This is a genomic window from Streptomyces sp. NPDC017448 (assembly GCF_044330565.1).
Lineage (GTDB): Bacteria > Actinomycetota > Actinomycetes > Streptomycetales > Streptomycetaceae > Streptomyces.
Genome location: NZ_JBIRLM010000002.1, coordinates 150,656 through 171,812, shown reverse-complemented (window position 1 = coordinate 171,812; position 21,157 = coordinate 150,656). Strand labels below are relative to the sequence as shown.

Below are 21,157 nucleotides of genomic sequence, written 5' to 3'. Positions count from 1 at the left end.
CCGCCGCCCCCATCATCCCCCGTACCCCTGGCACCTCTGCCACTGTGGCGCCACCGCAGCACCAACGAGCCCCGGAATTCTGCCCCTTGGGCTGATTCATTCCGGATTGACCAGGGGAGAGCGATGCGCCCGATATCGCGTACGGCACTCGGAGCGGCGACCGCCGCCGTGCTCGCCGTCACCGTCGTGGCACCGTCCGTGGCAGTGCCACCGGACGCGCCCGGCGCGAAGAGACCGATCACCGGGAGCGCGGCGCCCGCCGCGGACCGGAAGCCCGTCACGGTGACCCTCGTCACCGGCGACCGGATCCTGGTGACCGAGAACGCCTCGGGTGCGTCCAACGCCACGGCGCTGCCCCGCGAGGACGGCAGCGTGCCGCTCGTCCAGACCCGGCAGTCCGGCCCCGACCTGTACGTCTACCCCGAGTCCGCCGTCCCCGCCCTCGCCGCCGGCACCGTGGACGAGGAACTGTTCAACGTCACCGGACTCATCCGCCAGGGTTATGACGACAGCCGCACGGACTCCGTCCCGCTGATCGCCACCTACACCGGGGACGCGGCCCGCCGTTCCTTCGCCGCCCCGCGCGGGGCCGAGCGCGGAGCGGTCCTCGACGTCATCGGCGGACAGGCGCTGAAGGCCGACAAGAAGCGCGCCGCCGACTTCTGGGCCGACCTCACCACCCCCCGCACCCTGTCCGGCTCCGGCCTGAAGAAGCTCTGGCTCGACCGCAAGGTGGAAGCGAGCCTCGACCGGTCGACGAAGCAGGTCGGCGCGGACCTCGCCCGGGCCGCCGGCTACGACGGCACCGGCACCAAGGTCGCCGTTCTGGACACCGGCGCGGACGCCGAACACCCCGACCTCCAGGGCCGGATCACCGCGTCGGAGAACTTCACCGAATCCGGGGACACCGACGACCACCAGGGCCACGGCACCCATGTCGCGTCCACCGTCGGCGGCTCCGGCGCGGCGAGCGGCGGCACGAAGAAGGGCGTCGCGCCCGGCGCCGACCTGATGGTCGGCAAGGTCCTCGACGACGGCGGCTCCGGCGCGACCTCCTGGATCATCGCGGGCATGCAGTGGGCCGTCGACAACAAGGCCGACGTCGTCTCCATGAGCCTCGGCAGCGCCGGCCCCACCGACTGCGCCGACCCGATGGCCCAGGCGGCCACCGAACTCGCCGAGAGCGAGGACACGTTGTTCGTGGTGGCCGCCGGAAACCTCGGCCCCTCCCTGAACACCGTCTCCTCGCCCGGCTGCGCACCCGGCGTCCTGACGGTGGGCGCGGTGGACCGCGACGACTCCACCGCGGGCTTCTCCAGCCGGGGCCCCACCCTCGGTGCGCACACCCTCAAGCCCGAGATCGCCGCGCCCGGCGTCGCCATCTCCGCCGCGGCGGCGGGCGGCCGGGGCTCGGAGGCGTACCGCTCCATGTCCGGTACGTCGATGGCGACCCCGCACGTGGCGGGCGCCGCGGCCGTGCTGAAGCAGCGCCGTCCCGAATGGACGGCCCAGCAGATCAAGGCGGCCCTGGTCTCCTCGGCGCACAGCGCCGTCCCCGGTGACGTCCGCGAGACCGGCGGCGGCCGCCTCGACGTGGCCCGCGCGATCCGTACGCCCGTCTTCGGCCCCTCCGCCGTGCAGGGCGGCACCTTCAACTGGCCGCAGGACAAGAGCGACCGCACCACCGCCGCCGTGCCGTACACCAACACGGGCGGCAAGCCGGTGAAGCTCTCGCTGAAGCTCGCGGGGGTCACCGGCAACGACGGCTCGGCGGTCCGCTCGCGGATCGCCGAGCTGAACCGCACGTCGGTCACCGTGCCCGCCGGCGGGACCGTCGAGGTCCCGCTCACCCTCGACCCCGACGCCCGGCTGACCGCCGCCCAGTACGGCGACGTCACCGGCCGGATCCTCGCCACGGCCCCCGGGGGAGTGAAGGTCTCCACCCCCTTCTCCCTGTACGTGGCCCCGGAGACGGTCACCCTGCGCGTCAAGCTCGTCGACGGCAACGGCAAGCCCGCGGACGGCGTCTCCTCCCTCGACCTCATCGGCACCGACACCTCGTCGGGCGAGCGCCGCTTCAACGCCGGTGCGACCGACCAGAGCTACCGGGTGCGGCCCGGCGCGTACTTCGTCTCCAGCTTCATCGAGTCGCCCGACACCGCCGACTCGACCGGCCGGCTGACCGGATCCGTCGGTTACCTGGCCCGCCCCCAGCTCCAGGTCACCAAGGACACCACGGTCGTCCTCGACGTCCGCAAGGCCCACCGGCTGAAGGTGCGGACCGAGGACCGGGTCTCCGAAACCCGGGGCGCCACCCTGTCGTTCGGCCGCACATGGGACGACACCTGGCTGCACTCCGGGTCGATCTCCGGCCCCGGGATCGTCAAGGACTACAGGGTCGACGTCCAGGGCAAGGCCCGTGACGGAGACTTCGATTTCACCTCCTTCTGGCGTGCCTACGCACCGCAGATCCAGAAGTTCGGCCTCGTCGGCGGAGCGGCCCTGCACCCTCGTCCCGCCACCACCGGTTCGGTCAACCTGGACGGCACCGACCGCGCCGAGGTCGTCGACGCCGGTGCGGGCAGCGCCGCCGAACTGGCGGCCGCCGGAGTGAAGGGCCGGATCGCCCTGGTGAAGGTGGGCGACGACGACTCGACCGCCGTGGCCCAGGCGCGGGCCGCCCAGGCCGCCGGGGCGAAGGCACTCCTGGTGCACCGCCCCGCGGCCGGAGACTGGCAGCCGAGCCTCGGCTACGGGGCCGCGCCCCTGCCGGTCCTCGGACTGCGCGCCGAGGAGGCCGCCGTGCTGAAGAAGGCCCTGGGCGAGGGGAGGACGGAGGTCTCCTGGACGGCCACGGCCGTCAGCCCGTATGTCTACAACCTGTCGTTCCCCGAGAAGGGGCAGATCACCTCGGACCGCACCTACAAGGTCAAGGACGAGAAGCTCGGCGCGGTCGTCTCCACCCACGAATCCATGGGCGTGGCCACCGACTTCGTCGACACGCTCCTGGTCGGCCGCCCGTACGGCGGCACCTTCCTCGCGTCCACCATGGCCGTGGTCGCCACCCCCGGAAAGCGCACCGAGTACTACTCGGCGGGCGACACCGTCTGGCAGAAGATGCTCTCCTCCAGCTTCCCGTGGGGCGAGTTGATGACGGGCGACGCCCGTACCCACCAGGCCGGCCGGACCCTGACGGAGAACTGGTACCGGGGTCTCCTGGTTCCCGGGGCTCCGCGTGACGAGAAGGGCGGGACCGCGCTCGCCGGCGAGCGCCAGGACAATGTGATCGGCGCGGCTCCCGCGTTCATGACCGACTCCGAACACGTCGGGCAGCAGGGCTCGTTCGGTGACGTCGGGAACATGAGGCTGAAGCGCGACGGCAAGGTCGTCGGCCAGACCGGCTACCCGTACGGTGCGTTCCGCGTGCCTGCCGAGGACGGCGCGTACGAACTGACCATGACCACCACCAAGATCGGCTCGCCCGCCAAGGTCTGGAAGCGGTCCACGCTGACGGAGACCACCTGGGGCTTCCGGTCGGAGCGGAAGCCGGACGTGGTGTCGCAGGGGCTCCCGATGCTCTTCCCGCGCTACGACGTGCCGATGGACGGCATGAAGACCGTGCCCGCGAAGAACGGTCAGCGGATCGGCCTCGCCGCCACCGGGCACGCCGGGTACGCCCCCGGCGAACTCACCGCCGCGAAGGTCTCCTTCAGCTACGACGGCGGCGAGACGTGGCACGCGGCGACCACCGCGGTGAAGGGGGGCCGGTGGACCGCGACCGTCGACCACGCGGACGCGCGGGGCGAGTCCGTCGCCCTGCGGACGGAACTGACCGACGCCAACGGCAACTCCGTCGTCCAGACCGTCCAGGACGCGTACACCGTTCGCTGAACCGCTGAACCGCTGAACCGCTGATCGGCTGAGTGTACGAGCGGCCGGAACGCCGATATGCCGATCACGCCGACCGGTCCGCCGGGCGTCCTTCCCGTGGGGGGTGAGGCGCCCGGCGGGCCCTTTTCCCGGGCCGCATTTTCCCGATGTCCCGTTTTCGGACCGCCCCGGTGGTGGACAATAGGGGCATGAGTCAGCAGGGGGAGACGCCCGCCGCCCACGAGGACGACTGGTGGCGCAAGCTGTACGACGAGACCGCGCCGGACACCGGTCCCGGCAGCGCGGCCGACAGCCTCGACGACCGCTTCGACTCCGTGTCGGACACGGTGGGCGGCCCGGTGGACGACGGCTGCCGGGCCCCCGTGCGCGAGACCGTCCGGAACCCGTACGCGGAGGCGTACGAGGACCCGTACGCCGATCGGTACGAGGGGCCGGACCGCGAGGAGGAGCCGTACGCGGCCCGCGGCGCGAAGACGGAGGCGGACCGCCCCCGGGAGCCGACCGGGGCGCCGGGAACGCCCTGGGAGACGGACCGCGAGGAGGAGGCGTTCGCGGCCCGCGAGGCGGACCGCCCCCAGGATCCGCACGGGGACGCCTCCCGGCTCCAGGTCCTGCCGCCGGACCAGGACGGGACCGCGGACGCGGCGCCGGTCCCGGACCGTGCGCCCGCCCCGTCTGCGTCGCCCCCGCCCTCCGCCCCGCCTGTGTCGCCCCCGCCCCCGGACCCGCGTGTGGCGCTCCCGCTCCCGGCCCAGGGCCGCGCGCCCGCCCCGCCGCCCGTGTCGCCGCCGCCCCCGCCGTCGCCCCGTACCGCCGTCTTCCCCGCTCCCTGGGAAACGCCCGGCGGACAGACGGGGCCCCGGACCTTCACCGCGCCCCGGGGGCCGGCCGGTTCCGCCCCCGCCGGCCCCGGGGCTCCGCACGAACGTCCGCCGGGCCCCGAGGCCTTCGCCGCCGAGGACCGGCCCGTCGTCGGCCACCTCGGGGAGCGGCCCCCCACCTACGACGCCGAGCCCGCCGCTCTGCCCTCCGCCACCTCGGAGAACCTGGACACGCTCGTCCCCGACACCGTCCTGGACGGCGCGCGGTACGGCACGTACACCCTGCGCTCCGCCTCCGTGCGCGGCGACTCCGCCCGCTTCCGGGGCGAGCCCCGGCGCGAGGGGCTGCTCACCGCCCGCTTCGGGTCCGCCGAGAGCGCCCTCGTCCTCGTCGCCGTGGCCGGCGGCAGACGGTCCGGCGAAGCGGCGCACCTCGCCGCCGCCGACGCCTGCCGCTGGATCGGCGGGGCCGTCGCCCGCAGCCACCTGCGGCTCTCCGAGGACATACGGGCCGGTCGCCGGGGCGACCTGAAGTCCGGGCTGCACCGGCTCACGGACCGTACGTACGGAAGGCTGCGCGCCCGCGCCGCCGAACTGGGCGTCGCCCCCGACGCGTACACCGCGAGCCTCCGCTGCCTCCTGCTGTCGGCCGACCCCGCATGCCGCACCCGGGTCTTCTTCGGCGTCGGCGGAGGCGGCCTCTTCCGGCTCCGCGACGGACTGTGGCAGGACCTGGAACCGGTCGTTCCCGAGGCCGCGACCGGCCGGCCGGGCGGCGGACCGGCGGAAGGGGCGGACGGCGATCGGCTGACCATGGACCTCCAGATCACCGCGCCTCCGTCGGCGGAGACCGGCGGGCCCCCGAGGCCGCCCGCCGAGCCCTTCCGCTTCCGGGCCTCCGTGGCACGGCCCGGCGACACGCTGATGCTCTGCGGCAGCGGCCTCGCCGAGCCGATGCGCGGCGAACCGGAGCTCTCCGCCGAGCTCGCCGACCGCTGGGGGAGCGGCGGCCCGCCCGGGCTGCCCGCCTTCCTCGCCGACGTCCAGCTCCGGGTGGCGGGGTACGCCGACGACCGCACCTGCGCCGCCGTCTGGGAGGCGTAACCGCGCCCACCGTGGGTTGATGGATTCCGGAGCCCGGCGGCGCGGTGTTTCGCCGCTCCGGTCTCCGGACAACCGAAGTGCACGGATCACGGGCAAGGAAGGGCGCGCACCCATGGCCAAGCAGAACGTGGCGGAGCAGTTCGTCGACATCCTCGCCAGGGCAGGCGTCAAACGCCTGTACGGCGTCGTCGGCGACAGCCTGAACCCCGTCGTGGACGCCATCCGGCGTAACTCCTCCATCGACTGGATCCACGTCCGGCACGAGGAGACCGCCGCCTTCGCGGCCGGTGCGGAAGCGCAGGTCACCGGCTCCCTCGCGGCCTGTGCCGGTTCCTGCGGGCCCGGCAATCTGCACCTGATCAACGGCCTGTACGACGCCCACCGGTCGATGGCCCCCGTGCTGGCCCTCGCCTCGCACATCCCCTCCGGCGAGATCGGCCTCGGCTACTTCCAGGAGACCCACCCGGAGCTGCTGTTCCAGGAGTGCAGCCACTACAACGAGATGATCTCCAACCCGGAGCAGATGCCCCGGCTGCTCCAGACGGCGATCCAGCACGCCATCGGGCGCGGCGGGGTCGGCGTCGTCACCATGCCGGGCGACATCGCGTCCAAGCCCGCCCCCGAGAAGTCCATCGAGCACGCGCTCGTCACCGAGCGGCCCACCGTACGGCCCGGCGACGACGAGATCGACAAGCTCTGCCGCATGGTGGACGAGGCCAAACGGGTGACGTTGTTCTGCGGCAGCGGAACCGCCGGGGCGCACGCCGAGGTCATGGAGTTCGCCGAGAAGGTCAAGTCCCCGGTCGGCCACGCGCTGCGCGGCAAGGAGTGGATCCAGTACGACAATCCGTACGACGTCGGTATGAGCGGACTGCTCGGCTACGGGGCCGCGTACGAGGCGACGCACGAGTGCGACCTCCTCATCCTGCTCGGCACGGACTTCCCGTACAACGCCTTCCTGCCGGACGACGTGAAGATCGTCCAGGTCGATGTGCGCCCCGAGCGCCTCGGCCGCCGCTCCAAGCTCGACCTCGCGGTCTGGGGCGATGTGCGCGAGACCCTGCGCTGCCTCACCCCCCGGGTGCAGCCCAAGTCCGACCGCAAGTTCCTCGACCGGATGCTGAAGAAGCACGCCAACGCCCTGGAGGGCGTGGTCAAGGCGTACACCCGCAAGGTCGACAAGCACGTTCCGATCCACCCCGAGTACGTCGCCTCCGTGCTGGACGACATGGCCGACGAGGACGCCGTCTTCACCGTCGACACCGGCATGAACAACGTGTGGGCCGCCCGCTACCTGACGCCCAACGGCAAGCGGCGGGTGATCGGTTCGTTCAGCCACGGCTCGATGGCCAACGCGCTGCCGCAGGCGATCGGCGCCCAGTTCACCGACCGGAACCGGCAGGTCGTCGCGATGTCCGGCGACGGCGGATTCTCCATGCTGATGGGCGACTTCCTCACCCTGGTCCAGTACGACCTGCCGGTGAAGGTCGTCCTCTTCAACAACTCCTCCCTCGGCATGGTCGAGTTGGAGATGCTGGTGGCCGGGCTGCCGTCGTACGGGACCACCAACAAGAACCCCGACTTCGCCGCCATCGCCCGCGCGGCCGGCGCCTACGGGGTACGGGTGGAGAAGCCCAAGCAGCTGCAGTCCGCGCTCAAGGACGCGTTCAAGCACAAGGGCCCCGCACTCGTCGACGTCGTCACCGATCCGAACGCGCTCTCCATCCCGCCGAAGATCAGCGCCGACATGGTCACCGGCTTCGCGCTCTCCGCCAGCAAGATCGTGCTGGACGGGGGAGTGGGCCGGATGCTCCAGATGGCCCGCTCCAACCTCCGCAACGTGCCGCGCCCTTGACCCCTGGGCGCCCGGGCCGGGGCCGGCGGCCACCGGGGTGACCGCCGGCCCCGGGGGGAGGCTCGGCGTCGGATCAGCAGCCGTGGTCGACCAGGTCGAAGGAGGCGTAGTGGTCGGCGGTGTAGTAGTCCTCCTCGTTCTGCTCACCGGTGACGATCCGGCGGGCGCCGCGGGTCTCGGAGCCGGGCGTGATCACGGTGTACTCGTGGTAGTAGCCGGTTGACCGGTCGGGGAGCAGGCCCTCGCGGTTCTGGAAGACGGTGCCGTCCTGCTCGTACGGGAAGGGGCCGCCCCGCTCGATCAGGTCCAGGGTGTCGTGCGCCTGGGGCGGCAGGGCCGAGTAGCAGATGCTCCCGACCGCCGCCGCACGGAACGCGGACGCGGAGTGGGAGACGGTGGTGGCCGTGGCGGGGCCGGCCGCCTGGGCCGCGACCGGCCCCGAGGCGATCAGGAGGGAGAGGAGGGCGGCCGCGCCGCCGAACCGGGTGATCCGTGGGGGGATGCGCATCCCATCATGATGACGCGCGTAGACGGCGCACGGTCAACGCCAACCACCCCCTGCTCGCAGGATGTTGACCTCGGCTGCGCCTATGTGGTGATGGCGTGCGCGGGTGGGATGTTCTGTGCGCCCCTCGCCGCTTCCGGCCGCACACGTAGGGATGAGCCGACAAGCGTGACCGTGTGCGTACAGGGGCATGCATCCCGTGAGGCTGTTCGACGGGCAGCCGGACCGAAGGGGGTAGGCGACTGTGCGGGCGGGGGAAATGACGAAACGTCAGAAGAGGGCCGGGGTCGTCGAGGTGCGCGGCCCCCGGGGGCGCAGACCGGGCGATGCGCCGCAGCCGGCCCGGATGCGCCGAAGAGTCGGCCACGCCGACCGGTCCGCGGTGGGGGAAGTCCGCCGGGAGCTGCGGGAGTTCCTGGAGCACCGCTCCGGACGGGAGCAGGTCGAGGCGGCGGAGCTGCTGGTGAGCGAACTGGTGACCAACGCCCTCATCCACACGAGGCACGGCGCCGTGGTCACCGCCACGGCGACGCCCGCCCGACTCCGCGTCGAGGTACAGGACTTCGCTTCGGAGGACCTGCCCGCCCCGTACGTACCGAACGCCGACGACGGTACGCACGGCAGGGGGCTGATCCTGGTCCGTAGCCTGGCCGACGCGTGGGGGGTGGAAGCACAGGTCCTGGGCAAGGTCGTCTGGTTCGAACTGCACGGCGGAAGGCCCTGAAAGGCCCTCCGCCGCACCACGGGTTCAGCCGAACTGCTGCTCCAGGTCCTTGAGTTTCTGTTCCAGGGAGTCCAGCCGGGGGAGTGTCTGGGTGTCGTCCTCGGCGGTGAGGTCGACGGTCCGCGGGTCACTTCCCCGGCTGGGCGCGTCCAGGCTCTTCGAACCCGGGCCGTCCGCCTGCTTCGGGCCGACGGCTTGCAGGGATGGCCGGGGTCGCAGGGGCAGCTGACCCGGCTCCGCTATGGCGGGCTCCGTGACGGCCGGCGCGGAGCCGGCCGGCGACGGGGCGAGGGCGGGCGCGTCCACCTGGTGCCCGCCCCGGACACCGCGCCCCCAGGCCCGGTTCTGCCGGTTCAGGGCCTTGATGCGGGCCCGGTCCAGCTTGGCCTGCTCCCGGCGGCGCAGCCGGGTCTGCTCCTGCTCCTTGCGGTCCTCCCGCACCTCGTCCACCGCCTCGTCCAGGGTGCGGACGCCCTCCAGGAGCATCAGCGACCAGGCGCCGAAGGTCTCCCGGGGGGCCCGCAGCCAGCGGACGATCCGGATCTGCGGCAACGGACGGGGCACCAGCCCCTGTTCGCGCAGCGCAGCACGGCGGGTCTGCTTCAGCGCGCGGTCGAAGAGCACCGCGGCCGAGAGGGACATCCCCGCGAAGAAGTGCGGTGCGCCCGCGTGGTCCATGCCCCGGGGCGCGTGCACCCAGTTGAACCAGGCGGCGGCCCCGGCGAACGTCCACACCAGCAGCCGGGAGCCGAGCGCCGCGTCTCCGTGGCTCGCCTCCCGTACGGCCAGCACGGAACAGAACATCGCGGCCCCGTCCAGCCCGAACGGGACCAGGTACTCCCAGCCGCCGCTGAGGTTCAGGTTCTGCCGGCCGAAGCCCACGAGCCCGTGGAAGGAGAGCGCGGCGGCGACCGCCGCGCAGCAGAACAGCAGGACGTACGAGGCGGTGGCGTACAGCGCCTCCTTGCGCCTGCGGCGTTCCTCGCTGCGTTCCCAGGAGTCGTCGGCCGCCGCGGCCTTGCCGGCGGCACGCTTGCCGCGTGCGACCACCGTCACCGCCGCCATGACCCCCACGAGCAGTACGGCGCCCGGAAGCAGCCAGTCAAGCGATATGTCGGTCAGTCTCATGCGCGGTCCCTTGCGTCACGTAGGGCGTTTCGTGCGCCATCGTGACGGAATTACCGTGCCGCTCCGGTGGTTTCGGGACAAGAGCACGCCATGGGGGTGGGAGGCGCTATCGATGGGTGGAAATTCCTCGAACTCCCGCTCGGTAAAGCCGAGTTGTGTTCGATTTTCCGTCCTCCGGAAGGGCGGTGTGGATCAGGAAGCCGCGGCGAGCTTCCGCACCCGCTCCGCGTCGCAGGTGCGCGGGCAGGTGACGCAGGTGTCGTCGGGCCGCAGCGTGTAGAACAGGCAGCAGCTCGCCCGGTCCCGGGTCGGCAGGGGCTGCCCGTCGGGCCCGGTCAGCTCCCGGAAGCCCGCGCCGCCGGCGTACGGCTTGGTGGTGCCGGGGAGCAGCAGCTCCAGCTCGGCCATCGCTCGGCGCTCCTCGCCCAGCAGGTGCGCGATGTACCAGAGGCCCTCGACGATCTCGTCCGTCGCCATCCCCCACAGGGCCCGCTTCCCGCGCCGCATGCGCGGTCCGAAGCCCTCCAGCACCGGGCCGAGGTGTTCGGCCAGGGAGTCCAGGACCTCGGCCCGCAGCGCCGCCTCGTCCGGGACGGTCCGGGCCCCGGGCAGCGCGGCCGCCGGGTCGTCCGGCAGGCAGGCGAACTCCCCGGTCCGCACCGTCAGGCGCCCCAGCGCCCGCTGGAAGGCCACGGCCCCGACCGGGACGCGGGGCACCCGGCGCTGAAGGAACCACGGGACCGTCACCAGCAGGCAGGCGGGCCAGGCGTACCGGTGCAGTCCGAAGCTGGCCACCACGTCCGGACGGGCCCGCTGCCCGTAGTCGCGCACCACCTGGGCGTCGTCCCAGGCGAGGAAGGAGTCCACCGCCTCCCCGCCGGCCGCCAGCTCCGCCGCGCCGACCCAGCCCGCGCCGGACGGGGCGGCGGCGTCGCCGTCGAGCACGTCGACCCGCAGGCCGGGGAACACCTCGCTCAGGCGGGCGTACGCGGCGGCCGCGGGGGACGTCGCGGCGTCGGTGAGCGGCGGGGAGAGAGGCATGCAGGGGACCACCGAATCGGGATCGGTTGCAGGTAAGGCTTACCTTATCCGATCTCGTCGAGGTAGGAACCGCGACCTTCTCCCTCTATCGTGCACAGGAGGTCCGGCCCACGCGAGCCGGCATGCGGCGGGCGGAGGAGGTCCGGGTGGAGCAGGGCAGCGCGCACGACGGCGCACGTCCGGCGTACGCCCCCGGCGTGTTCCCGCGCGCGGTGGTCGGGGCGCGCGTTCCGGCACAGGCGCCGGGGCCCGGACGCGCTCCGGAGCCTGGACGCGCTCCGGAGCCCGAGCGGGCCCGGGGCGAACACACCCACGGGGAGCGCCTTCCGGGCGAGCCGCCCGCGCCGCGCGCCGTGCGGCGGCACTCCGTGCGCGGACAGATCCTGGACGCCCTGCGCACCGCCCTCGTCGACGGCGAGCTGGCGCCCGGCCAGGTGTACTCCGCCCCCGCGCTCGGCGCGCGCTTCGGGGTCTCCGCGACCCCGGTGCGCGAGGCCATGCAGCAGCTGGCCGCCGAGGGCGCGGTCGAGGTCGTGCCGAACCGCGGCTTCCGGGTCAGCGAGCGCGGCCCCCGCGAGCTGGCCGAGCTGGCGCAGGTGCGGGCCCTGATCGAGGTCCCGGTGATGCTGGACCTGGCCCGTACGGTCCCGGCGCGCCGCTGGAGCGCCCTGCGCCCCCTGGCGGACGCCACGGTCGCGGCGGCGGCCGTGGGCGACCTGGCCGCCTACGCGGAGTCGGACCGGGCCTTCCACCGCGCGGTCCTCGCGCTGTCGGGCAACGGGCAGCTGGTGGCCGTCGCCGAGGAACTGCACCGGCGCGCCCAGTGGCCGCCCGTCTCGGGGCCCGCCGCCCGCCGGGCCGATCTGCTCGCGGACGCCTCCGAGCACACCGCCCTGCTCGACGCGCTCGTCGCCCAGGACCTGACCGTCGTCCGGGCCCTGGTCAGCGAGCACTTCACCGGCGCCGAGAGCTGACGCGCAGAGGGCCGTGGCCCAGGGGGCCGCGGCCCGGGAGGCCCGCGCCTCCCGGCCACCCGCGCCTCCCGGCCACCCGCGCCTCCCGGCCACCCGAGCCTCCTGGTCACCGGAGGCTCCTGGTCACGGAGGCTCCCGGCTACCCGAGCCTCCCGGTCGCCCGCCGCTTTCACCCGGACGGCCCGCACTCCAACGGGTCGCGTCCGCAGGGGTCGCGTCCGCACCGGCGGCGCACCCGACCCCGTCGCCCGCGCCGTCAGGCGGATGCACGGCCCGTACCCGTGCAGTCCGCACCGGCCTCGGCTCGCCCCCCGAACGACCGGGGCCGGGCCGGAGCCGGTGGACCCCGAGGGTTCAGTCCGCCCCGCCCGGGCGGGGCGCAGGCGGTCCCAGGTACGGGGCCAGCCAGGTGGGCACGCCGCCCAGCAGCCGGAACAGCCGGCCGGCCTCGGCGCGCAGCCGGGCCGCCTCCGGCTCCTCCGCCGTCTCCGCGAGCGAGATCAGCGCCGGAGCCGTACCGACCAGGAACCCCAACTCCTCGCGGATGCGCAGCGATTCGGCGAAGCCCTGCCGGGCTGCGGCCAGCTCCCCCTCGCGCAGGTCGAGGGCGGCCAGGTGTCGCCAGGTGGACGACAGCAGCAGCGCGTCGTCCTGCGCCGCCGCACCGGCGTGCGCCCGGCGGAACGCGGCCCGTGCCGACTGCGGCGACTCCGCGATGTTCTGGGCGATCAGCCCGCGCCGGAAGTCCAGCAGCGGCCGGGCCGGGGAGGCGGGGGCCAGCAGCGCCGCCGACCGGCTGAGCGCCACGCTCGCCTCGTCGGCCCGGTCCCGTACCGCCAGCAGGGTGGAGGCGTACGCCAGGTGACCCCGCTCCGAGGCGGCCGACCCCCGTTCGTCGTCGCTGCGGGCGACGGCCTCCGCCGTCCGCAGGGCGTCCTCCGCCTCGGTCCAGCCCTGCCCGGTGTACAGGCACCGCTCGGTCAGCAGCGCGGTGCGCTGGAGGGCGGCCGCCGCGTCGGTACCCGCGTGGCGCTCCAGGAGGGCGGCCGCGTCTGTCCAGCAGGCGCGGGACCGCAGCCGCCATACCGCGGTCTGGAGCGGCGGATCGTCATCTGCTGTCGTTCCGGAACCAGACATGGCGGTATGCGCCACATTGCCCTCCCCGAGCGCGCCATCGTGCTGTTGGGTACGGCGCATCTCAGCACGGATCGGCACTCCGGGCCAAGAGGGCCGGACGATGTCAGGTGAAATATTTCACAATCGGCGGGAGCGCTCCGGGGCCCGCCGGCCCCGTCCGCCGCCGGAGCGTCAGCTCATGCGCAGGGCGAGGAAGAAGTCGAGCTTGTCCTCCAGGCGCGCGAGGTCACGCCCCGTCAACTGCTCGATTCGTCCGACGCGGTAGCGCAGGGTGTTGACGTGCAGGTGCAGCCGGGCCGCGCAGCGGGTCCACGACCCGTCGCAGTCCAGGAACGCCTCCAGCGTCTCGATCAGCTCTGCCCGGTGGCGCCGGTCGTAGTCGCGCAGCGGGTCCAGCAGCCGGGCGGTGAAGGCGCGCCGGACGTCGTCGGGGACGAACGGCAGCAGCAGCACGTGCGAGGCCAGTTCGTGGTGGCCGGCGGCGCAGACCCGGCCGGGCCGGGCGGCGGCCACCCGCCGCGCGTGCCGGGCCTCCTCCAGCGCGCCGCGCAGCCCCTCGGCGGAGTGCACGGCCGCGCTGACACCGAGTGTCAGCCGGCCGTCGTCGGCGAGCCCGGCCGAGAGCGGTTCGCGCACGGAGGCGAGCAGCGCGTCGGCGTGGAGTCCGGGCTCCCCGTGGGGAGCGTCGGCGTCCGCGCCGTCCGCCGCGGCCCCCGCCGCGCCCTCCCCGGCGTCCGAGGGCGGGTCCGCCGGGGAGGGCAGCGGCACCAGCGCGATGGCCTCCTCACCCGTGTGGGCGACGGCGATCCGGTCGGCCGAGTCGGGGCCGCCGACCGCCGGATCGACGAGGATCTCCTCCAGCAGCGCCTGCGCCACCGGCCCGCTCGCGATGTCGCCCGCGGCGGCCGGCCCGCCCGCCGCGCTCCAGTCGAGCCGGGCCACCACGACCTGCCACTGCGGGGCGGCGCCGAGGCCGGGCAGCAGGACCGGAGCGGCGACCCGCAGCCTCGCCGCGATCTCCGCGGGGGCGGCGCCCGCCTGGACCAGCTCCAGCACCTCCTGGGCGAGCCGGCGGCGTACGGTACGGGCCGCGTCGCGGCGGTCCCGCTCGACCACGATCAGCTGGGTGACGCCCTGGAGCAGGTCGAGGCGGGCGGCGGGCCAGTCCGAGGCGTCCGCCTCGACCGCCAGCAGCCAGTCGGAGAGGACCGACTCCCGTACATCGCGGACGGCGGCCGCCGAACCCCGCCCCGTGTTCCGGATCGGGAAGAGCGAGTACGTCGTACCGGCGACGGCCGCCCGGTGCGGGGCCCGGCGGCCGGCGCGGGTCGCGGCCAGGTGGTGACCGGCCAGCGCCGTGCCCAGCGGACCCGGCAGCGGGGCGCCCGCCCCGGCGACCTGGCGGCCGGTGGGGGACAGCACCCAGGCCCGCAGGTCCAGGTCGGAGGTGAGGAGGTCCAGGACCACCTCGGGGCCCCCGCCCGCCGGGCCCGAGGTCATCAGCCTCCGGTGCCGGTCCACCACGGCCGCCAGGTCCCCCGCCCGCTCGCCGGACACCTGGCGTACGACGTGCTCGGTGATCGTCGCGAAGGCCACCGTCTCGTGCACCGCGAAGAGCGGGAGGCGGTGGCGCCGGCACGCCTCCACCAGATCGGCGGGGACGTCCCCCAGCTCCGCCTCGCCGGCCGCGAGGCCGGCCACCCCCGCGCCCGCGAGGATCCGGACGAACGGCTCGGAGTCCGCCGCGCCCCGGTGCCAGGCGAGGCCCGTGAGCACCAGTTCGCCGCCGGAGAGGTAGCGGCTGGGGTCGCGCAGGTCGGTCGTCATGACGCCCCGGACCGTGCGGTCCAGCTCGTCCTCGCCGCCGAGCAGCCGGAGGCCCAGCGCGTCGGTCTCCAGCAGTGCGCGCAGCCGCATCTCGTCGCCGCCGATCTTTCGTGGAAGGAGTGGGTGAGGGGGGTGGGGGTGGGGCCGGTGGCCGCGAGGGGGTGAAGGGGGCCGTGGGGTGGGGGGAGGGGTGGGGTGGAGCGGGTACCTGTGAATTGCGGAGAGATGACGAACCTCCGCCATTCGTTCGAATCTACAAGACGAGAACGGAGACCAGCCAACTCCTTCGGTGTTTCGGTGACTGCACCGGCCCGGGCCCGGCTTGTGTACTGGGCCACACACCGCGTGAACACCGCATGAACGCCCAGTCGAGGGCCGGCCGTCCCCAGTCCCGGCGAACCACCCGATCGAGAAGAGAGCCACTCATGGACTTCCTTCGCCCCGCCAGCTGGGAGGAGGCGCTCGCCGCCAAGGCCGAGCACCCCACGGCTGTGCCCATCGCGGGCGGCACCGATGTCATGGTCGAGATCAACTTCGACCACCGGCGGCCCGAGTACCTCCTGGACCTGAACCGGATCGGTGAGCTGTCCGAGTGGGAGGTGGGCCAGGAGAACGTACGTCTCGGCGCCTCCGTGCCGTACAGCAGCATCATGGAGCACCTGCGCGCCGAGCTGCCCGGCCTGGCGCTCGCCTCGCACACCGTCGCCTCCCCGCAGATCCGCAACCGCGGCGGGGTCGGCGGCAACCTCGGCACCGCCTCCCCGGCCGGCGACGCCCACCCGGCCCTGCTCGCCGCCGACGGCGAGGTCGAGGCCGAGTCCGTACGCGGAAAGCGGCTGATCCCCATCGACGCCTTCTACACGGGCGTCAAGCGCAACGCCCTGGAGCCGGACGAGCTGATCCGCGCCGTGCACATCAGGAAGGCCGACGGACCCCAGCAGTACTCCAAGGTCGGCACCCGCAACGCCATGGTCATCGCCGTCTGCGCGTTCGGCATCGCCCTGCACCCCGAGACCCGCACCGTGCGCACCGGCATCGGCTCCGCCGCCCCGACGCCCATCCGGGCCAAGGAGGCCGAGGAGTTCCTGAACGCCGCGCTGGAGGAGGGCGGCTTCTGGGAGAACGGAAAGATCATCACCCCGTCGATCGCCCAGCAGTTCGCCGCCCTCGCCTCCGGCGCCTGCAACCCGATCGACGACGTACGCGGTACGGCGAAGTACCGCAGGCACGCGGTCGGCATCATGGCCCGCCGCACGCTCGGCTGGACCTGGGAGCAGTACCGCGGCGCGGGCCGCGCGCTGGAAGGAGCCGCGTAACCATGCGAGTCAATTTCACCGTCAACGGCCGTCGGCAGGAAGCCGACGACGTGTGGGAGGGCGAGTCCCTCCTCTACGTCCTGCGGGAGCGCATGGGGCTGCCCGGCTCCAAGAACGCCTGCGAGCAGGGCGAATGCGGCTCCTGCACGGTCCGCCTGGACGGCGTCCCGGTCTGCGCCTGCCTCGTCGCCGCCGGCCAGGTCGAGGGCCGCGAGGTCGTCACCGTCGAGGGGCTCGCCGACTACGCCAAGCACCGCGAGGACGCCCACCCCGGCGGCGGCTGCGCCTCCGGCGGGTGCGGCACCACCCTGGACGCCGCCCAGCGGTGGCAGGCCCGGCCCACCGACGGCCAGACCGGCGAGGCCGTCGAACTGGCCCCGATCCAGCAGGCGTTCATCGACGCGGGAGCCGTCCAGTGCGGCTTCTGCACCCCCGGCCTGCTGGTCGCCGCCGACGAACTGCTGGAGAACACCCCCTCCCCGTCCGACCAGGACATCCGCGAGGCGCTCTCCGGCAACCTGTGCCGCTGCACCGGGTACGAGAAGATCCTGGACGCGGTCCGCCTCGCGGCCGCCCGCCAGGGAGAGGCGGACCGGTCATGACCACGCCCCAGGCCCGGAACGCACCGGCCGGAACACCCACCAAGATCACCCAGGGGTCGCCCACGAAGGGCGGCATCGGCGAGTCCACGCTCCGCCCCGACGGCACCCTCAAGGTCACCGGCGAGTTCGCGTACTCCTCCGACATGTGGCACGAGGACATGCTGTGGGGCCAGACGCTGCGCTCCACCGTCGCGCACGCCGAGATCGTCTCCATCGACACCTCCGAGGCGCTCGCGACGCCCGGGGTCTACGCGGTCCTGACCTACGACGACCTGCCCGCCGCGATGAAGAACTACGGCCTGGAGATCCAGGACACCCCGGTCCTGGCCCACGGCAAGGTCCGCCACCACGGTGAACCGGTCGCCCTCGTGGCCGCCGACCACCCGGAGACCGCGCGCCGTGCCGCCGCCAAGATCAGGATCGAGTACCGCGAGCTGCCCGTCGTCACGGACGAGGCCTCGGCGACCGCGCCCGACGCCGTCCTCGTCCACGAGAACCGCGACGACCACCACATCGGCCACGTACCGCACCCCAACATCGTGCACCGGCAGCCGATCGTCCGCGGCGACGCCGACGAGGCCGCCAAGCGCGCCGATGTCGTCGTCACCGGCGAGTACACCTTCGGCATGCAGGACCAGGCGTTCCTCGGCCCCGAGTCGGGCCTCGCCGTACCCTCCGAGGACGGCGGCGTCGAGCTGTACGTCGCCACCCAGTGGCTGCACTCCGACCTCAAGCAGATCGCCCCCGTCCTCGGCCTGCCCGAGGACAAGGTCCGCATGACGCTCTCCGGCGTCGGCGGGGCCTTCGGCGGCCGCGAGGACATCTCGATGCAGATCCACGCCTGCCTGCTGGCGCTCCGCACCGGCAAGCCCGTCAAGATCGTCTACAACCGGTTCGAGTCCTTCTTCGGACACGTCCACCGGCACCCGGCGAAGCTCCACTACGAGCACGGCGCCACCAAGGACGGCAAGCTCACCCACATGAAGTGCCGCATCGTCCTGGACGGCGGGGCCTACGCCTCCGCCTCCCCGGCCGTCGTCGGCAACGCCTCCTCGCTCTCGGTCGGACCGTACAAGGTCGAGGACGTCGACATCGAGGCGATCGCCCTCTACACCAACAACCCGCCCTGCGGCGCGATGCGCGGCTTCGGCGCGGTCCAGGCGTGCTTCGCCTACGAGGCGCAGATGGACAAGCTCGCCGCGAAGCTCGGCATGGACCCGGTCGAGTTCCGGCAGCTCAACGCCATGGAGCAGGGCACCCTGCTGCCCACCGGACAGCCCTGCGACTCGCCGGCCCCGGTCGCCGAACTGCTGCGCCGGGTCAAGGCCCGGCCGATGCCGCCCGAGCAGGAGTGGCTGACGGCCGGCAGCGAGGGCGCCTCCGTGGACGTACGGGCGCTGCCCGGCGGACTCTCCAACACCACCCACGGCGAAGGCGTCGTGCGCGGCGTCGGCTACGCGGTCGGCCTGAAGAACGTCGGCTTCTCCGAGGGCTTCGACGACTACTCCACCGCCCGCGTCCGGATGGAGGTCATCAACGGCGAGCCGGTCGCCACCGTGCACACCGCGATGGCCGAGGTCGGCCAGGGCGGCGTCACCGTCCACGCCCAGATCGCCCGGACCGAACTCGGCGTCAACCAGGTCACCATCCACCCGGCCGACACCCGCGTCGGCTCCGCGGGCTCCACCTCCGCCTCCCGGCAGACGTACGTCACCGGCGGCGCGATCAAGAACTCCTGCGAAGCCGTACGGGAGAAGGTCCTGGAGCTGGGCCGCACCAGGTTCGGCTCCTACCACCCGGCCTGGGCCACCGCCGAACTCCTCCTGGAGGGCGGCAAGGTCGTCACCGACGGGGGCGAGGTGCTGGCCGACCTCGCCGACGTACTGGAGGACGAGGTCGTCGACGTCGAGCTGGAGTGGCGCCACCGGCCCACCGAAGCCTTCGACCTGCGTACCGGCCAGGGCAACGGCCACGTCCAGTACTCCTTCGCCGCCCACCGCGCCGTGGTCGAGGTCGACACCGAACTCGGCCTGGTCAAGGTCATCGAACTGGCCTGCGCCCAGGACGTCGGCAAGGCGCTCAACCCGCTCTCCGTCCTCGGCCAGATCCAGGGCGGCACCCTCCAGGGCATGGGCGTCGCGGTGATGGAGGAGATCATCGTCGATCCGAAGACCGCGAAGGTGCGCAACCCGTCCTTCACGGACTACCTGCTCCCCACCATCCTCGACACGCCGACGATCCCCGTCGACGTGCTCGAACTCGCCGACGAGCACGCCCCGTACGGGCTGCGCGGCATCGGCGAGGCCCCCACCCTCTCGTCCACCCCGGCCGTCCTCGCGGCGATCCGGAACGCGACGGGCCTGGCGCTCGACAGGACGCCGGTGCGGCCCGAACACCTCACCGGCACCTGAGAGCCCGCCGGGCGGGCGCCCCCCCCGGCCGTCCGCCCGGCGGCCCTCCGAACCCTCCGGGCGGTGCGCGGCGCCGGGAACGTCACACTTCTCCGCACCCCGCACCGCCCGGAGCCACCGAGTACCGCACCGCTCGCGGTTCCTCACCGCCGTACCGCCGTGCACGGCATGCCTCACGGATCATCCGTGCCTCCGGCGCATCCGTTCTGCCTCACCACTCCGTCCCGGCCGTCCCCGGGTCGTGCGGCCGACGCAGCCATCCCAAATCCCGCATTCAGGAATCTCCAGGCGGGTGCCCCTGTGAACCTTGGGAGTCAGGCATCATGACCCAGCAGTCAGTGGAACCGAAGACCAGTCCGGAGGAGGCGGGCCCCGGCTCGCGCGTACCCGCCGGAAGATCATGGCTCGACCGGTACTTCCACATATCCGAACGGGGTTCCACCGTCGCGCGCGAACTGCGCGGCGGCGTCACGACCTTCATGGCCATGGCGTACATCCTCCTGCTCAACCCGCTGATCCTGGGCGGGGAGGACGTCGACGGAAACCTCCTCGGCCAGCCCGGCCTGATCACCGCGACCGCCTTCGCCGCCGCCGCCACGACCCTGCTCATGGGGTTCGTCGGCAAGGTGCCGCTCGCGCTCGCCGCCGGGCTCAGCGTCTCCGGCGTGCTCGCCTCGCAGGTCGCGCCCACCATGACCTGGCCGCAGGCCATGGGCATGTGCGTCGTCTACGGTGTGGTGATCTGCCTCCTGGTGGTCACCGGCCTCCGCGAGCTGATCATGAACGCGATCCCGCTCGCGCTCAAGCACGGCATCACCATGGGCATCGGGCTCTTCATCGCCCTCATCGGCCTCTACAAGGCCGGCTTCGTCCACCAGGGCAAGGCCACCCCGGTCTCCCTCGGCCCCGCCGGGGAACTCACCGGCTGGCCCGTCCTCATCTTCTGCGTCACCCTGCTGCTCATCTTCATGCTCCAGGCGCGCAACGTCCCCGGCGCGATCCTGATCGGCATCGTCGTCGGCACCGCGGTGGCGATCGTGATCAACGCGATCATGGACATCGACCCCAAGGCGTGGAGCAGCGGACCGCCGGAGCTCACCGGCGGCGCGGTCTCCGCCCCCGACTTCTCGCTCTTCGGGAACGTCGAGTTCGGAGGCTGGGGCGACGTCGGCGTGATGACCGTCGGCATGATCGTCTTCACCCTGGTGCTGGCCGGCTTCTTCGACGCGATGGCCACCATCATCGGCGTCGGCACCGAGGCGAAGCTCGCCGACGACAAGGGGCGGATGCCGGGCCTGTCCAAGGCGCTGTTCATCGACGGCGCCGGCGGCGTCATCGGCGGCGTCGCCTCCGGCTCCGGCCAGACCGTCTTCGTCGAATCGGCCACCGGCGTCGGCGAAGGGGCCCGGACCGGGCTCGCCTCCGTCGTCACCGGCCTCTTCTTCGCCGCCTGCCTCTTCTTCACCCCGCTCACCGCGATCGTCCCGACCGAGGTGGCCTCCGCCGCTCTCGTCGTCATCGGAGCGATGATGATGCAGAACGCCCGGCACGTGGACTGGGGGGACCGCTCGGTCGCCGTCCCGGTCTTCCTGACCGTGGTCCTGATGCCCTTCACCTACACCATCACCACCGGTGTCGCCGCGGGCGTCATCTCGTACAGCGCCATCAAACTCGCCCAGGGGCGGGCCCGCGAGGTCGGGGCCTTCATGTGGGGGCTGACGGTGATCTTCACCGTCTTCTTCGCCCTCAACCCGATCGAGAGCTGGCTGGGCGTCCACTGACGCACCCGCCCCGCCCCCTTCACCCTCCGAGGAGACACGC

The 21,157-nt window shown here is 73.2% G+C and carries 14 protein-coding genes; 9 read left to right on the top strand and 5 right to left on the bottom strand.

The annotated features are described in order from the left end of the window. The first annotated feature begins 123 nt into the window (after positions 1-123). From ACH4K1_RS05475 to ACH4K1_RS05465, 3 genes are all read left to right on the top strand, one after another. Positions 124-3,891 (top strand): S8 family peptidase, encoded by a 3,768-nt coding sequence (locus ACH4K1_RS05475; RefSeq protein WP_398086917.1) that lies wholly within the window; start codon positions 124-126, stop codon positions 3,889-3,891. 188 nt (positions 3,892-4,079) lie between these two features. Further along, the gene (locus ACH4K1_RS05470; RefSeq protein ID WP_398086916.1) at positions 4,080-5,816 is read left to right on the top strand and encodes a protein phosphatase 2C domain-containing protein; all 1,737 of its coding nucleotides are present in this window, start codon (positions 4,080-4,082) and stop codon (positions 5,814-5,816) included. Between the two features lie 112 nt (positions 5,817-5,928). Beyond that, the gene (locus ACH4K1_RS05465; RefSeq protein WP_398086915.1) at positions 5,929-7,671 is read left to right on the top strand and encodes a pyruvate dehydrogenase; all 1,743 of its coding nucleotides are present in this window, start codon (positions 5,929-5,931) and stop codon (positions 7,669-7,671) included. A gap of 73 nt (positions 7,672-7,744) precedes the next feature. On the opposite strand, the gene ACH4K1_RS05460 is transcribed toward ACH4K1_RS05465, so the two are convergent. Continuing rightward, on the bottom strand, positions 7,745-8,179 hold the full coding sequence (locus tag ACH4K1_RS05460; RefSeq protein WP_398086913.1) for a ribonuclease domain-containing protein: 435 nt from the start codon (positions 8,177-8,179) through the stop codon (positions 7,745-7,747). A 343-nt stretch (positions 8,180-8,522) separates the two neighbouring features. Between ACH4K1_RS05460 and ACH4K1_RS05455 the strand changes: the two genes are divergently transcribed. Next, positions 8,523-8,900 (top strand): ATP-binding protein, encoded by a 378-nt coding sequence (locus tag ACH4K1_RS05455; RefSeq protein WP_398087434.1) that lies wholly within the window; start codon positions 8,523-8,525, stop codon positions 8,898-8,900. A gap of 24 nt (positions 8,901-8,924) precedes the next feature. On the opposite strand, the gene ACH4K1_RS05450 is transcribed toward ACH4K1_RS05455, so the two are convergent. Together ACH4K1_RS05450 and ACH4K1_RS05445 are read right to left on the bottom strand one after the other, a co-directional pair. Beyond that, positions 8,925-10,028 (bottom strand): DUF2637 domain-containing protein, encoded by a 1,104-nt coding sequence (locus ACH4K1_RS05450; RefSeq protein ID WP_398086911.1) that lies wholly within the window; start codon positions 10,026-10,028, stop codon positions 8,925-8,927. Positions 10,029-10,220: 192 nt separating this feature from the next. Continuing rightward, positions 10,221-11,069 (bottom strand): (2Fe-2S)-binding protein, encoded by an 849-nt coding sequence (locus tag ACH4K1_RS05445; protein WP_398086909.1) that lies wholly within the window; start codon positions 11,067-11,069, stop codon positions 10,221-10,223. A gap of 146 nt (positions 11,070-11,215) precedes the next feature. On the opposite strand from ACH4K1_RS05445, the gene ACH4K1_RS05440 reads away from it, so the two are divergent. After that, entirely contained in the window at positions 11,216-12,043 is an 828-nt protein-coding gene (locus ACH4K1_RS05440; RefSeq protein ID WP_398086907.1) for a GntR family transcriptional regulator, read from the top strand. 354 nt (positions 12,044-12,397) lie between these two features. On the opposite strand, the gene ACH4K1_RS05435 is transcribed toward ACH4K1_RS05440, so the two are convergent. Both ACH4K1_RS05435 and ACH4K1_RS05430 read right to left on the bottom strand, forming a co-directional pair. Beyond that, a complete protein-coding gene (locus tag ACH4K1_RS05435) occupies positions 12,398-13,180 on the bottom strand; it encodes a hypothetical protein (protein WP_398086906.1) in 783 nt (260 codons plus the stop codon). Positions 13,181-13,351: 171 nt separating this feature from the next. Then, entirely contained in the window at positions 13,352-15,097 is a 1,746-nt protein-coding gene (locus tag ACH4K1_RS05430) for a PucR family transcriptional regulator (RefSeq protein WP_398086904.1), read from the bottom strand. A gap of 335 nt (positions 15,098-15,432) precedes the next feature. Here ACH4K1_RS05430 and ACH4K1_RS05425 point away from each other — a divergent pair, with 335 nt between their 5' ends. From ACH4K1_RS05425 to ACH4K1_RS05410, 4 genes are all read left to right on the top strand, one after another. Beyond that, positions 15,433-16,323, top strand: a complete 891-nt coding sequence (locus tag ACH4K1_RS05425; RefSeq protein ID WP_398086903.1) for an FAD binding domain-containing protein — start codon at positions 15,433-15,435, stop codon at positions 16,321-16,323. A gap of 2 nt (positions 16,324-16,325) precedes the next feature. Further along, the gene (locus tag ACH4K1_RS05420; protein WP_398086901.1) at positions 16,326-16,925 is read left to right on the top strand and encodes a (2Fe-2S)-binding protein; all 600 of its coding nucleotides are present in this window, start codon (positions 16,326-16,328) and stop codon (positions 16,923-16,925) included. Next, entirely contained in the window at positions 16,922-19,336 is a 2,415-nt protein-coding gene (locus tag ACH4K1_RS05415; protein WP_398086900.1) for a xanthine dehydrogenase family protein molybdopterin-binding subunit, read from the top strand. The genes ACH4K1_RS05420 and ACH4K1_RS05415 overlap by 4 nt, the downstream gene beginning before the upstream one ends. Before the next feature lie 323 nt (positions 19,337-19,659). Continuing rightward, positions 19,660-21,117, top strand: a complete 1,458-nt coding sequence (locus tag ACH4K1_RS05410; protein ID WP_398086898.1) for an NCS2 family permease — start codon at positions 19,660-19,662, stop codon at positions 21,115-21,117. Positions 21,118-21,157 lie beyond the last annotated feature (40 nt).